Here is a 13,888-nt window from a genome sequence, read left to right as displayed (position 1 = left end):
GCCTTCGGCGTCGGTCTTCTGGCGCCCCTGCCGCTTCGCTCGCCCGCCCACCACGCGGCCGCGCCGACCCCAGGCGGACTGTCGGTCCCGACCCCGTAAGATCGACGACATGGCTTCGACGACCGCGCGCGGGCGAGCGAAGCGGCAGGGGCGCCAGAAGACCGACGCCGAAGGCCGCATGTCGCTCGGGCAGCACCTCATCGAGCTGCGCAACCGGCTCTTCCGCGCAGTCGTGGCGATCGTCGTCGGTGCGATCGGCGGCTGGTTCCTCACCCCGTGGGTGCTCGACTCGCTGCGGGCACCGGTGACCGAGCTCGCCAAGGTCGGCGGACACACGGCCGAGCTGAACTTCCCGATGATCACCGGGGCGTTCGACCTCAAGCTGCAGATCGCGATCACCATCGGTGTCGTCATCGCGAGCCCGGTCTGGCTCTACCAGATCTGGGCGTTCATCGTGCCAGCGCTCGTCCGGCGCGAGCGGCAGTACGTCTGGGGCTTCCTCGGCACCGCGATCCCGCTGTTCTTCGCCGGGTGCTACTTCGGGTGGTACATCCTGCCGCACGTGGTCGGCATCCTCGGCAGCTTCGTGTCGAGCCAGGACACCTCGATCGTCGACGCGAAGGCGTACTACGACTTCGTCATCAAGCTCATCGTCGCGGTGGGCATCGCCTTCGTGCTGCCGGTCTTCATCGTCCTGCTGAACTTCGTCGGGGTCCTGTCGGCCTCCGCGATCATCAAGAGCTGGCGCGTCGCGATCCTCTGCATCCTGGTCTTCTGCGCCATCGTCACCCCGAGCGCGGACGTCATCTCGATGTTCCTGCTCGCCGTCCCGATGGTGGTGCTCTACATCGCGGCCTGCTTCATCGCGTGGATCCACGACCGCCGTCTGGCCAAGCGCCAGGCGAAGCTCGACGAGGAGTACGGCCTGTGAGCGGCACGAGTGCGGCCGAGCGGTTCGCCGCGGCCAAGGTGCGCAACCGGTCGCGCAACCTCGAGCTCTTCCGGACGGACCTGCGGTTCGACCTCGACCCGTTCCAGTTCGCCGCATGCGACTCGCTCGACCAGGGCCGCAGCGTCCTGGTCGCCGCCCCGACCGGAGCCGGCAAGACCATCGTCGCCGAGTTCGCCATCTGGCTCGCCATGCGCCAGCCGACGGCGAAGGTCTTCTACACGACGCCGATGAAGGCGCTCAGCAACCAGAAGTACGCCGAGCTCGTCGACGTCTACGGTGAGTCCGAGGTCGGGCTGCTCACCGGCGACACGAACGTGAACCCCCGCGCCCGCGTCGTCGTGATGACGACCGAGGTGCTCCGGAACATGATCTACGCGGACTCGGACCTGCTCGACGACCTCGCCTGGGTGGTCCTCGACGAGGTGCACTACCTCGCCGACCGGTTCCGCGGCGCCGTGTGGGAAGAGGTCATCCTGCACCTCCCGACCGAGGTCCGCCTCGTCTCGCTCAGCGCAACGGTGTCCAACGCCGAGGAGTTCGGCGACTGGCTGCAGACCGTCCGCGGCGACACCGACGTCATCGTCTCCGAAGACCGTCCGGTCCCGCTCGAGCAGCACGTCCTGGTCGGTTCGAAGATGGTCGACCTGTTCGACTCGAGCGGTGCCGCGGCGACGAACCGCGTGAACCCGGAACTGCTCCGGATGGTCGGCGGCGGCGCCCGGAGCGAGCGGAACGGCGGCGGCCACCGTGGCCGGCGCGGTCGTGGTGGCTACCCTGAGCGTCGCGGGCCCCGCACCGAGAAGGTGCACCGCGAGCAGATCGCGCACATGCTCGACGAGCGGATGCTCCTGCCCGCGATCTTCTTCGTGTTCAGCCGCAACGGCTGCGACCAGGGTGTCCGCAACGTCCTGCGCTCGGGCCTGTCCCTGACGACGGTGCAGGAGCGCAACGAGATCCGCGAGACGGCGGAGTACCACTGCCGCACCCTGCTCGACGAAGACCTGGCCGTCCTCGGCTACTGGGAGTGGCTCGAAGGGCTCGAGCGCGGGGTCGCGGCGCACCACGCCGGCCTGCTCCCCGCCTTCAAGGAGGTCGTCGAGAACCTCTTCCAGCGCAAGCTCCTGAAGGTCGTGTTCGCCACCGAGACGCTGGCGCTCGGAGTGAACATGCCGGCGCGCACCGTCGTGCTCGAGAAGCTCGAGAAGTTCAACGGCGAAGCCCGTGTGCCGATCACCCCGGGGGAGTACACGCAGCTCACCGGTCGTGCCGGTCGTCGTGGCATCGACGTCGAGGGGCACTCGGTCATCCAGTGGACCGACGGGCTCGACCCGCAGGCCGTCGCGTCGTTGGCCAGCCGTCGCACCTACCCGCTCAACTCGTCGTTCAAGCCGACGTACAACATGGCCGTCAACCTGATCGACCAGTTCGGCCGGCAGCGCACGCGCGAAGTACTCGAGACGTCGTTCGCCCAGTTCCAGGCCGACCGGTCGGTGGTGGACCTCGCCCGCAAGGTCCGCTCGCAGCAGGAGTCGCTCGACGGCTACCGCGAAGCGATGCAGTGCCACCTCGGCGACTTCACCGAGTACTCGGCGCTCCGCCGTGAACTCTCCGACCTCGAGCGCACGAACGTGCCCGGCGGTCGCGAGGCGTCGCACGGGGCCCGACAGGAACGCCAAGCCGCGATCACGGCGGTCCGCCGCCAGCTGCAGCGCCACCCCTGCCACGCCTGCCCGGAACGCGAGGCCCATGCCCGCTGGTCCGAGCGCTGGTGGAAGCTCAAGCGCGCCAACGACAAGCTCGTCCAGCAGATCCGGTCCCGCACGGGCGCCGTCGCGACGACGTTCGACCGCGTCACCGAGGTCCTGCTCGAGCTCGGCTACCTGGTGGACGCCGGCAACGGTGAAGCCACGGTGGCAGCGGGCGGCCGTCGCCTGCAGCGCATCTACGGCGACCGCGACCTGCTCGTCGCCGAGTGCCTCGAGGCGGGGGTATGGAAGGACCTCACCCCGGCACAGCTCGCCGCCATGGCCGCGACGATCATCTACCAGCCCCGCCGCGAGGACGCGCCCGGCACGGAGCATGCCCTGCCCCGTGGCGCGTTCCGCCCCGCGCTCGACGAGACGCTGACCATCTGGTCGCGCCTCGACGACATCGAGCGCGCGGCGCGCCTGGCCGGTTCGCAGCCGCCGACCCCGGCGATGGCCGTCGGCATGTTCCGCTGGGCCTCGGGCTCGGCCCTCGACGACGTCCTCCGCACCCTCGACCTGCCGGCCGGCGACTTCGTGCGGTGGTCGAAGCAGGTCATCGACCTGCTCGACCAGATCCGGAACGCCGGCGACGACGAGCTCGCCCAGACCGCCCGACGTGCGACGGACGCGGTCCGCCGCGGCATCGTCGCCTACGCGGCGGTCTGACAGGAGGCACGGTGCGGGTTCCGGAGACCAGTGTGCGCGGGCTGCCGGCGCGCGTCGGCCGCGGGGCGGTCGCGACCGGCCCGTTCGCCGCGTTGCCGCTGGGCACCGCGGTGCCGTTGGCCGTCATCGGTGGGATCCTCTTCGCCCTCGCGTTCCCGTCGCCCGGATGGTGGTTCCTCGCCTACCCGGCACTCGCCTGCATGCTGCTCGCGGTGATGGGGCAGCGAGCGCGGCGCGCGGCGTGGATCGGCTACCTCGCCGGCGCGGCGTTCTGGATCCCGGCCATCTCGTGGGCCGGCCGCTACCTAGGCCCGGTCCCGTGGTTCGCACTCGCCCTGCTCGAAGCCGCGTTCTTCGCACTCGGCAGCGTCGCCATCGCCCTGGCGTACCGCTGGGTCGCGCGCGTGGTGCGGTCGACCGCCGGACGCGTGTGGGGCCTCCCGGCCGTCGTCGCCGCACTCTGGACCGGACGCGAGTGGTTCTCGGGAAGCTGGCCGTACGGCGGTTTCGCCTGGGGGCGCGTCGGCCTGTCGCAGTCGCAGGGGCCGTTCACGCACCTGGCGGCGTACGTCGGCGTCCTCGGGCTGACGTTCGTCGTCGTGTACTGCGTCGCGGTCGTGGTGTCGCTCGCGCTCGTGGCACCCCGTGTTCCGGGCATCACGCTCCGACTGCCCGTGCGGGTGGCCACGGCGGGTCTGCTCGTCGCGGCGGTCCTGGCGGTGCCGGCGTGGCCGACCGCGACGAGCGGCACGATCCGGGTCGAGTCGGTGCAGGGCAACGGTCCAGCGGGCTACTTCGACCGTGCGGAGCCCGGCGACGTCCTGGCCGCGCAGGTCGCGGCGACGGACGTGGACGCGAAGGGTGTCGACCTCGTCGTCTGGCCCGAGGCCGGGGCGGAGTACGACCCGCGCCAGCAGCCGGTCATCGCCTCTGCCCTCGACTCGGTGGTGGGGTCGCTCGACGCCCCGATCGTGGCGGGTGCCATCACGCAGACCCCGTCGGGGGTGCTGCACAACACGTCGTTCGTGTGGACCGCCGACGGCTGGCAGTCGTCCTACGACAAGAAGCGCCCGGTGCCGTTCGGCGAGTACGTGCCCGACCGCTGGTTCTTCTCCAAGCTCGCGCCGTCGCTGATCGGACTGCTGCAGCGCGACTACACGCCGGGGACGAAGCCGAACGTCCTGTCGGTCGCGGGGATCCGTGCCGGCATCTCGATCTGCTTCGACATCGTCGACGACGGGCTGACCGCCGACATGGTGCGCGGGGGAGCGCAGGTGATCCTCGCGCAGACGAACAACGCCGACTTCTCGGGCACCGACGAGAACCTGCAGCAGCTCGAGATCGCCCGGATGCGGGCCATCGAGACCGGCAGGTCGCTCGTGAACATCTCGACCGTCGGAGCGTCGCAGGTCATCGACCCGAGCGGCCGCACGATCGACCGGGTGCCGGAGTACACCGCGACGTCGATGGTGACCGACGTGCCGCTCGGCACGTCCACCACCCCCGCGTCGATCCTGTCCGGCTCGATCACGCTCCTGCTCTCCCTCGGCGGGCTCCTCGTGCTCCTCGCCTGCGCACCCTGGGGTCGTCGCACCCGCTCCTGATCGGACTCGCCGCGCCCAGCCACTGGGAACGGACTGTGAATGCGCCGGTACGGGATTGATGGGGCGTGGGACAGTGTTGTGGAGGGCAGACGAGCGAGAGGAGCACACACATGGCTGATCGGAGTCTCCGCGGCATGCGGCTCGGGAGTCAGAGTCTCCAGAGCGAAGAGGGCGTCGAGCTCTCGGATCGCAAGCGTGCGGTCTACCAGACGGATTCGGGTGAGACGTTCGACATCGTCTTTTCCGCTGATGCGGACGTCCCCCAGACGTGGTCCGAGCCCCGCTCCGGTCGCGAGGGCCGGCTGCTCGGTGACGACGGGATCCCCGTCGAGGTCGCCGAAGAGGACGTGAAGGCGCCCCGCACCCACTGGGACATGCTGCTCGAGCGCCGCTCGCGCGAGGAACTCGAGGAGCTCCTCGAAGAGCGCCTGCAGGTCCTCCGCGCACGACGCGGCGCCTGACACCACCGAACACACGACGACGCCCGCCCCGGTTCCCCGGGGCGGGCGTCGTCGTTCGTCCGTGCCGGAGCGTCAGCGCCGACCGGAGCCGTCGCTGGTCCGGTGACCGGAGGCGTCGTCGCCCGGCGTGGGCGGAGTGTCCTCGACCTGCTCGGCGGTCGCGTCGTCGGCGGCCGCGAGGTGTGCGTCGACACTGCGGTTCGACTCGGCCAGGCGCGCGTCGAGGTCGGACTCGGGGACGATGTCTGCGGCGTTGGCATCCGCACGCGGCATCGTGGTGTCCGCGGCTGCGGTGTTCGCCAGGCTCTCGTTCGCGAGCTTCGAGATCCGGGACAGGAAGTCCGTCCCGCCGGCAGCGCCGCCGATCGGACCGGCACCACCGCCACCGCGGCTGGCACTGAAGCCCTTCGCGATGCCGGACAGGGCCTCGGTGAACTCGCTCGGGATCATCCAGAGCTTGTTCGAGGTGCCCTCGGCGATCTTCGGCAGGGTCTGCAGGTACTGGTAGGACAGCAGCTTCTCGTCCGGGTCACCGGTGTGGATGGCCTCGAACACGGTCGCGATGGCCTGGGCTTCACCCTCGGCACGCAGGACCTGCGCCTTCGCGTCACCCTCGGCGGCCAGGATCGCCGCCTGTCGCTGCCCCTCGGCCTCGAGGATCTGGGACTGCTTGGTGCCCTCGGCCTGCAGGATCGCGGCACGACGGCTGCGCTCGGCACGGAGCTGCTGTTCCATGGCGTCCTGGATGGACACGGGCGGCTCGATCGCCTTGAGCTCGACTCGGCCGACACGGATGCCCCACTTGCCCGTGGCTTCGTCGAGGACGACGCGGAGCTGGCCGTTGATGTTGTCGCGGCTGGTCAGTGCCTCTTCGAGGTTCAGGCCACCGACGACGTTGCGGAGCGTGGTCGTGGTGAGCTGCTCGACGGCGCCGAGGTAGTTCGCGATCTCGTACGTCGCGGCACGGGCGTCGGTCACCTGGAAGTAGACGACCGTGTCGATGGAGACCACCAGGTTGTCCTCGGTGATCACGGGCTGCGGCGGGAACGAGACGACCTGCTCGCGCATGTCGAGCAACGGCCGCAGGCGGTCGATGAACGGCACCAGGAGGTTCAAGCCCGGGTTGAGGGTCTTGTGGTACTTGCCGAGTCGCTCGACGATCCCCGCGGTGGCCTGGGGGACGATCCGGATCGCCTTCGCCAGGACGACGATCACGAAGATGACGACGACGAGGATGAGCACGAGCAGTGCGATCGTCCCCGGGGAGATGCTGGTCACGAGGTGGCCCTTTCTGCGAGGCGCACGACCGCGGTCGACCCCTCGATCGACTCGACGACCACAGGGGTCCCGAGTGGCGGTGTGCGGTCGACGGAGTCCGCGGCGAACCGGGCACTCCAGGTCTCGCCGTTGGCCAGGCGCACCTGACCAGGACTGGAGGAGGTGAAGGCGACCGCGACCGTGCCGGGGAGCCCGATGAGCCCGTCGACGTTGGTGCGGTGCGGGTCGGCACCGCGGCCGAGCGCCACGAGCAGGCGCGGTCGGACGAGCGACAGCAGCACGAGGGCGGCGACCGCGGCGACGATGGCGGACAGCCACCACGGGGCGCCGAGCAGCGCGGCGATCAACCCGCCGGCGGCACCCGCCGCGAGCATGATGAAGATGAAGTCGAGGGTGAAGATCTCGACCACGCCCAGGAGCAACACCAGTCCGATCCAGACGGTGCTCTGGATCCAATCGATTCCGTTCACGCGATCTCCCTCCCTCGGTCGCGCGCGGCGGCTCGCTGCGTCGCGACAGCCGGTACAACTCCGTTCAACATATCAGGGCCGTCCGACCCTCGTGCAGGCGATTGGTAGGCTCGGAGCGCCCGACCGGCCGGAACCAGACCTGGAGAACACGACTGTGAGCAACCCCCTCGCCCCCGGATCCCTCACCGACAAGCGCGCCGTCGTCACCGGTTCGTCCCGTGGCATCGGCGCCGACACCGTCGGGTACCTCGCCGAGGCCGGTGCGAAGGTCGTCGTGAACTATCGCAACAAGGCCAAGCGCGCGGAGCAGATCGCCGAGAAGATCGTCGAGGCGGGCGGTTCCGCCCTGGCCGTCGGCGCCGACCTGACCGATCACGCCTCCGTGCAGGCGCTCGTCGACACCGTCGTCCAGGAGTGGGGCGGCATCGACCTGCTCGTGCTCAACGCCTCCGGCGGCATGGAGTCCGGCGTCGGCGAGGACTACGCGCTCCGCCTGAACCGCGACGCGCAGGTCGACATGTTGCAGACCGCCGTGCCGCACATGCCCGCCGGCTCCCGCGTGGTGTTCGTCACGAGCCACCAGGCCCACTTCGTCGAGACCGCCGAGACGATGGACGAGTACGTCCCGGTCGCGAAGAGCAAGCGCGCCGGAGAACTCGCCCTCCGTGAGCTCATCCCGCAGCTCGAGGCCGCCGGCATCGAGTTCGTCGTCGTCTCCGGCGACATGATCGAGGGCACGATCACCGCGACGCTGCTGAACCGCCTGAACCCCGGCGCGATCGAGGGTCGTCGGCAGGAGGTCGGCAAGCTCTACAGCGTGTCCGAGTTCGCGGCCGAGATCGCCCTGGCCGCCGTCGAGCCGATCCCCGCCGACCACACCAAGCTGGTCGGCGACGTCAGCGGATTCGTCGGCTAACGTCGGGCGGGTGACCGCCAAACCCGGCCTGCGCCGCACCTCCCGCATCCTGCTGCTCGACCCAGAGGGCCGCGTGTTCCTGATGGACACGAAGTCGCCGTCGTCCGACGGAGCCCACCGCTGGATCACGCCTGGCGGTGGAGTCGACCCGGGGGAGTCCCACCGCGACGCCGCGATCCGCGAGCTGCGCGAGGAGACCGGGATCGTCATCGACGAACCCGGCGAACCGGTGTGGTCCTGGGACTTCACGGTCGAGTGGGACCTCGCCGACCACGACCGCGGGCACGCCGAGTTCTACGTCGTCCGCACGCGAGGCTTCGAACTGTCCGACGCCGAATGGACCGACGACGAGCGCGTCGACATCCTCGCCTCGCGGTGGTGGACCGCCGACGAACTCGACGCGACCGACGAGGAGTTCGAGCCCGCCGAGCTGCCGGACCTGGTGCGCCGTCACGGCGCCTGAGCACCGCACCACGGCCTGACGGCCGGCCCCGGACCGGACGGGAGGCCCGTGGCGGCTCCGCCACGGGCCTCCCGTCGGTACGCTGACCCGCATGCACACCGATCCGGTCGACGACGAGCCCACCGGCGCCGACGCGCACCCTGCCGACCGGCACGACCGGATCCGGGTGCGCGGTGCCCGCGCGAACAACCTGCGCGACGTCGACGTGGACCTGCCGAAGCGGCGGCTCACGGTGTTCACCGGGGTCTCCGGCTCGGGCAAGAGCTCGCTCGTGTTCGGCACCGTCGCCGCCGAGTCACAGCGGATGATCAACGAGACCTACAGTGCGTTCGTGCAGGGGTTCATGCCCTCGCTCGCGCGGCCGGACGTCGACCTGCTCGACGGCCTGACCACCGCGATCGTCGTCGACCAGGAGCGCATCGGCGCCGACCCGCGCTCCACCGTCGGCACCGCCACGGACGCGAACGCGATGCTGCGCGTGCTGTTCAGCCGACTCGGTCAACCGCACATCGGGGGGCCGAACGCGTTCTCGTTCAACCTCGCCACCGTGACGGCCGGGGGAGCGATCACGGTGCAGAAGGGTGCGGACGCGAAGGCCCAGCAGGTCTCGTTCACACGGCTCGGCGGCATGTGCGCCGAATGTGAGGGTCGGGGGCTGGTGAACGACATCGACCTGACGCAGCTGTTCGACGACACGAAGTCGCTCGGGGACGGTGCGCTCACGATCCCCGGGTACGGGACCGACGGGTGGAACGTGCGGCTGTACGCCGAGTCGGGCTACTTCGACCGGGACACCCCGATCCGCGACTTCACCGAGCAGGAGCGGCAGGACTTCCTGTACCGCGAGCCGACGAAGCAGAAGATCGCCGGCATCAACATGACCTACGAGGGGCTCGTGCACCGGGTCCGTCGGTCGTTCCTGCAGAAGGACCGGGAGGCGATGCAGCCGCACATCCGGGCATTCGTCGACCGTGCGGTGACCTTCACGACGTGTCCGGCCTGCGACGGCACCCGGTTGAACGACACCGCCCGCTCGTCGAAGATCGCGGGCCGCAGCATCGCGGACGTCTGCGCGATGCAGATCACCGATGCCGTCACCTGGCTGCGGGGTCTCGACGACCCCGGGGTCGGGCCGTTGCTCGAGGGGCTCCGCGACCTGCTCGAGTCCTTCGTCGAGATCGGACTCGGCTACCTGTCGCTCGACCGCCCGACCGGCACGCTGTCCGGGGGAGAGGGGCAGCGCGTGAAGATGGTGAAGCACCTCGGCTCCTCGCTCAGCGACGTCACCTACGTGTTCGACGAGCCGAGCACGGGGCTGCACCCGCACGACATCGAGCGGATGAACGAACTGCTCGTCCGGTTGCGCGACAAGGGCAACACCGTCCTGGTCGTCGAGCGCAAGCCCGAGGTCATCGCGATCGCCGACCACGTCGTCGACCTCGGCCCCGGTGCCGGGTCCGGCGGTGGGACGCTCTGCTACCAGGGGCCCGTCGACGGGCTGCGTGCCAGCGGGACCGTGACCGGTCGGCACCTGGACGACCGCGTCACCGTGAAGTCCGAGGTGCGTCGTCCGGGCGGGGCGATCGCGATCCGCGGTGCCTCGGCCCACAACCTGCACGACGTCGACGTGGACGTGCCCACCGGGGTGCTGACCGTCGTCACGGGGGTCGCCGGCTCGGGCAAGAGCACCCTCATCCACGGGTCGCTGGCCCGCCGCGACGACGTGGTCGCCATCGACCAGAGCGGGATCCGTGGCTCGCGGCGGAGCAACCCGGCGACGTACACCGGCCTGCTCGAGCCGATCCGCAAGGCCTTCGCGAAGGCCAACGGTGTCAAGCCCGCACTGTTCAGCGCCAACTCGGAGGGTGCTTGCCCGGCGTGCAACGGTGCCGGTGTCGTGTACACCGACCTCGGCATGATGGCGGGCGTCGCGAGCCCCTGCGTCGAGTGCGACGGCAAGCGGTTCGACCAGTCCGTGCTCGGGTACCACCTGGGCGGGAAGGACATCAGCGAGGTGCTCGGCATGTCCGTCGCCGACGCGCTGGCGTTCTTCGCGGCGGGGGAGTCCGCACTGCCGGCGGCCCACACGATCCTCGCCCGGCTCGCCGACGTGGGTCTCGGGTACCTGACGATCGGACAGCCGCTCACCACGTTGTCCGGGGGAGAGCGGCAGCGGCTGAAACTCGCGACGCACCTCGGTGACCGCAGCGGCGTCGTGGTGCTCGACGAGCCGACCACCGGCCTGCACCTGGCCGACGTCGACCAGTTGCTCGGTCTGCTCGACCGGCTCGTCGACGCCGGTCGGACGGTCGTCGTGATCGAACACCACCAGGCCGTGATGGCGCACGCCGACTGGATCATCGACCTCGGGCCGGGCGCCGGGCACGACGGCGGGCGCATCGTGTTCGAGGGGACGCCCGCCGAGCTCGTGGCGGCACGGTCGACGCTGACCGGGCAGCACCTGGCGGCGTACGTCGGAGCCTGAGCCGGGGGAACCTGTGAGTGGTGCGCGTCGCATCGTGAGCAGCAATGGTCGCGTCCAGCGGATGGACTCGACCATTGCTGCTCACCGGTGTCTCCGGCGCCGAGCTTGCCGCTGTTCAGGAACCCGGGCGTACCGTCCGGCGCATGAGCTACAGCCAGCCTGACCCAGCCGAAGAGACCACGCAGAGCGAGTCGCCGGAACAGCCCGACACCGACCAGGACACCCTGGAGGAACAGGGCGGCGAGCCGGCGGCGCTCGAGATCGACGCCGACGACGTCCCGACGAAGCCCGCCGACTGACGCCGTCGTCTCCCAGTGAGCAGAAGAGGTCGAGTCCGTTCGTCGGACTCGACCTCTTCTGCTCACGCAGGGCTCATCCGATGCACCCACCCGCGCGCCGATAATGCATATTATGTCAACTCAGAGATCACTACCGGGACCGCCCGGCTGACGGGACGCTCGACATCGCTTCCCTAGCGTGGACGCGTGCACGATCACCGAGATGACCAACGCCACTCACCAACCGCGACGCCCCGGGTCCTGTTCGCCGTCGCCCTGTCCGCGTTCCTCGTGCTGGTCGGCGCGACACCTGCCTCCGCGCACGCAGCACTGACCTCGAGTGATCCGGCGGACGGCGCCACGGTGGCCGCCAACCTCGAGCGAGTGACACTCACCTTCAACGAGGCGCCGTTGGCCGGGCTCGAAGCCGGTCTGCGCATCGAGGTTCGCGACGACGGCGGTGCCGACGAGTCCTCCGGAGCGGTGACCGTCGAAGGCACCTCGATGTCGAAGGCGGTGTCGCTCTCGACCGGCCCGCACACCGTCGTCTGGCGGTACGTCTCCCCCGACGGCCACCCGATCGAGGGGCAGCTCGCGTTCACGGTGGAACCGGCCGCATCGCAGTCCGTTCTCCCGCCCACGACCAGCCCGACGGCCGCGCCCGCACCCACGCCGTCCTCGGATCCCACGGCAGCGGCAGCAGCATCGAACACCGGCTCCGGCACCGGCACGCACGCGCACGGGCACGGCGGCCAGGCGCTCCTGTTCGGGGTCGTCGCGATCCTGGCGGTGCTGGTCATCGGCGCGGTCGTGCTCCGCATCCGCCGCGGCGCAGACGCGCGGACCGAGGGCTGACGGAAGCGCCCGAGCCTCAGAACACCGCGACGGTCATGCCCGACGACGTTGCCGGTCGGTCCATCGCGACGAGCGCCTCGGGCAGGTCGTCGAAGCCGATCGTGCGGCCGATCGTCTGCTCCGGACGCAGTCGCCCGGCCACGACGGCGTCGAGCATCGCGCCGTACTCCCCGACCGGTGCGCCGTGGCTGCCGAGCAGCTCGAGTTCGTCCGCGATGACCCGGCCCATCGGGATCGCCGGAGCGGCTTCGTCGTCGAGGAGCAGCCCGACCTGCACGTGTCGGCCGCGCGGACCAAGGGACGCCACGGCGGCGACGGAGGTGGCGCGGCTGCCGTAGGCGTCGAGCGAGACGTGCGCTCCACCGCCGGTGCGGGATCGGACCGCGGTGACGGCATCGGTGTCCATCAGCACGGTGTCGGCGCCCAGCGCGGCGGCACGTTCGAGTGCGGCCACGGAGACGTCGACGGCGACCACGTGCGCGCCGGCGGCCACGGCGACCATGACCGCCGAGAGCCCGACTCCCCCGCACCCGTAGACCACGACCCACTCCCCTGCGGCCACGCGCCCTCGGGCGTGCAGCGCGTGGAACGCGGTGCCGAACCGGCAGCCCAGTGCCGCCGCCACCGCGAAGTCCACGGCGTCGGGCAGTGCGACGAGGTTGAGGTCGGCGTGCGGGACGACCAGGGAGTCCGCGTACGAGCCCTGCAGGTCGAACCCGGGCTGCTGCTGGGCGGTGCACACCTGCGTGGCGCCGTCGAGGCATTCGGCGCAGGTCCCGCAGGCGAACACGAACGGGGCCGTGACGCGGTCGCCGACGGTGAAGCGCTGGACGCCCGCACCGATCGCCGCGACGACGCCGGCGAACTCGTGGCCGGGCACGTGCGGCAGCCGGACCGAGTCGTCGTGCCCCTTCCACGCGTGCCAGTCGCTGCGGCACACACCGGTGGCAGCCACCCGGACGACGACGCCGTGGTCGGGCGCGACCGGTTCCGGCAGGTCGACGATCGAGGGGACGGAACCGAACTGGGCGTACTGGACGGCGCGCATGCGGCCATCCTGACAGAAGACGGACGACGGACGCCGGACGGCGGACGAGGGGCGGCGGACCAGCGCGACCAACCGCCCGACGCGACCCGTGCGTCGGGGTCCCCACGGGCCTCCAGGTCGACAGCCACCCGTCCAACCGACCACGCGAGCGGTCCACCCCGACCCGATCGGCCGTTGCGCCGGGGGCGCGTCCGCCGGTTGACTCGTCGCGTGACCGATCTGCGCTTCTCCGCCGACCCCGACGACCTGGACGTCGACCGCGTGCACCGCTGGCTGAGCGAGGAGTCGTACTGGGCCCGTGGGCGTGACCGGGCGACGCAGGAGGCGATCGTCGCCGGCTCCCGGAACTTCGGCGTGTACGACGCGACGACCGGCGAGCAGCTCGGCTACGCGCGGGTGATCACCGACGGCGTGACGTTCGGGTGGCTCGCCGACGTGTTCGTGGACCCCGACGCCCGGGGCCGCGGCGTCGGGGTCGCACTCGTGCGCGGCGTGACCGAGGCGGTCGAGCCGCTCGGCTTGAAGCGCTTCGCCCTGTTCACCGCGGATGCCCACGGGCTGTACGAGCGGTTCGGGTTCCGCCCGCTGCCCGACCCGGACGGCTGGATGATGCGGCCCGGGCCGGGGTTCGGCGCCGACGTGCACGACTGACGCCAGCGCTGCC

The 13,888-nt window shown here is 70.7% G+C and carries 12 protein-coding genes and 1 pseudogene; 10 read left to right on the top strand and 3 right to left on the bottom strand.

From position 1 onward, the window contains the following. Positions 1-178: 178 nt before the first annotated feature. The 4 genes from tatC to DEJ30_RS07610 all read left to right on the top strand — a co-directional run bounded on the left by tatC (position 179) and on the right by DEJ30_RS07610 (position 5,431). On the top strand, positions 179-931 hold the full coding sequence (gene tatC, locus DEJ30_RS07625) for a twin-arginine translocase subunit TatC (protein WP_110860107.1): 753 nt from the start codon (positions 179-181) through the stop codon (positions 929-931). Next, on the top strand, positions 928-3,366 hold the full coding sequence (locus tag DEJ30_RS07620) for an RNA helicase (RefSeq protein ID WP_110860074.1): 2,439 nt from the start codon (positions 928-930) through the stop codon (positions 3,364-3,366). The genes tatC and DEJ30_RS07620 overlap by 4 nt, the downstream gene beginning before the upstream one ends. An 11-nt stretch (positions 3,367-3,377) precedes the next feature. Next, entirely contained in the window at positions 3,378-4,970 is a 1,593-nt protein-coding gene (lnt, locus tag DEJ30_RS07615) for an apolipoprotein N-acyltransferase (protein ID WP_258369861.1), read from the top strand. Between the two features lie 110 nt (positions 4,971-5,080). Further along, entirely contained in the window at positions 5,081-5,431 is a 351-nt protein-coding gene (locus tag DEJ30_RS07610; protein ID WP_027465636.1) for an RNA polymerase-binding protein RbpA, read from the top strand. A 372-nt stretch (positions 5,432-5,803) separates the two neighbouring features. Here DEJ30_RS07610 and DEJ30_RS07605 read toward each other — a convergent pair. Together DEJ30_RS07605 and DEJ30_RS07600 are read right to left on the bottom strand one after the other, a co-directional pair. After that, positions 5,804-6,685: pseudogene (locus tag DEJ30_RS07605) on the bottom strand (SPFH domain-containing protein); the annotation flags it as partial. A 20-nt stretch (positions 6,686-6,705) separates the two neighbouring features. Next, positions 6,706-7,179 (bottom strand): NfeD family protein, encoded by a 474-nt coding sequence (locus DEJ30_RS07600; RefSeq protein WP_110860068.1) that lies wholly within the window; start codon positions 7,177-7,179, stop codon positions 6,706-6,708. Between the two features lie 154 nt (positions 7,180-7,333). Between DEJ30_RS07600 and DEJ30_RS07595 the strand changes: the two genes are divergently transcribed. The 5 genes from DEJ30_RS07595 to DEJ30_RS07580 all read left to right on the top strand — a co-directional run bounded on the left by DEJ30_RS07595 (position 7,334) and on the right by DEJ30_RS07580 (position 12,176). Next, positions 7,334-8,095, top strand: a complete 762-nt coding sequence (locus tag DEJ30_RS07595; RefSeq protein ID WP_110860066.1) for an SDR family oxidoreductase — start codon at positions 7,334-7,336, stop codon at positions 8,093-8,095. A 10-nt stretch (positions 8,096-8,105) separates the two neighbouring features. Further along, positions 8,106-8,558 (top strand): NUDIX hydrolase, encoded by a 453-nt coding sequence (locus DEJ30_RS07590; protein WP_110860064.1) that lies wholly within the window; start codon positions 8,106-8,108, stop codon positions 8,556-8,558. A 91-nt stretch (positions 8,559-8,649) separates the two neighbouring features. Beyond that, on the top strand, positions 8,650-11,043 hold the full coding sequence (locus tag DEJ30_RS07585) for an excinuclease ABC subunit UvrA (protein WP_110860062.1): 2,394 nt from the start codon (positions 8,650-8,652) through the stop codon (positions 11,041-11,043). Between the two features lie 143 nt (positions 11,044-11,186). Beyond that, a complete protein-coding gene (locus DEJ30_RS18105; RefSeq protein ID WP_163343611.1) occupies positions 11,187-11,342 on the top strand; it encodes a hypothetical protein in 156 nt (51 codons plus the stop codon). 186 nt (positions 11,343-11,528) lie between these two features. After that, the gene (locus DEJ30_RS07580) at positions 11,529-12,176 is read left to right on the top strand and encodes a copper resistance CopC family protein (protein ID WP_110860060.1); all 648 of its coding nucleotides are present in this window, start codon (positions 11,529-11,531) and stop codon (positions 12,174-12,176) included. Positions 12,177-12,192: 16 nt separating this feature from the next. Here the strand turns inward: DEJ30_RS07580 and DEJ30_RS07575 are convergent, their stop codons facing one another. Beyond that, a complete protein-coding gene (locus DEJ30_RS07575) occupies positions 12,193-13,224 on the bottom strand; it encodes an alcohol dehydrogenase catalytic domain-containing protein (protein WP_110860058.1) in 1,032 nt (343 codons plus the stop codon). Between the two features lie 210 nt (positions 13,225-13,434). Here DEJ30_RS07575 and DEJ30_RS07570 point away from each other — a divergent pair, with 210 nt between their 5' ends. Next, entirely contained in the window at positions 13,435-13,875 is a 441-nt protein-coding gene (locus DEJ30_RS07570; RefSeq protein ID WP_110860056.1) for a GNAT family N-acetyltransferase, read from the top strand. Positions 13,876-13,888 lie beyond the last annotated feature (13 nt).

The organism is Curtobacterium sp. MCPF17_003, assembly GCF_003224385.1.
Lineage (GTDB): Bacteria > Actinomycetota > Actinomycetes > Actinomycetales > Microbacteriaceae > Curtobacterium > Curtobacterium flaccumfaciens.
Note: the sequence above shows the minus strand (reverse complement) of the source record. Positions and strands in the feature narration are given on the sequence as shown.

Bases quoted from the DNA above. Each gene is read 5' to 3' on its own strand.
- DEJ30_RS07585 (WP_110860062.1), top strand. From the start codon at position 8,650: ATGCACACCGATCCGGTCGACGACGAGCCCACCGGCGCCGACGCGCAC.
- DEJ30_RS07610 (WP_027465636.1), top strand. From the start codon at position 5,081: ATGGCTGATCGGAGTCTCCGCGGCATGCGGCTCGGGAGTCAGAGTCTC.
- DEJ30_RS18105 (WP_163343611.1), top strand. From the start codon at position 11,187: ATGAGCTACAGCCAGCCTGACCCAGCCGAAGAGACCACGCAGAGCGAG.
- DEJ30_RS07575 (WP_110860058.1), bottom strand. From the start codon at position 13,224: ATGCGCGCCGTCCAGTACGCCCAGTTCGGTTCCGTCCCCTCGATCGTC.
- tatC (WP_110860107.1), top strand. From the start codon at position 179: ATGTCGCTCGGGCAGCACCTCATCGAGCTGCGCAACCGGCTCTTCCGC.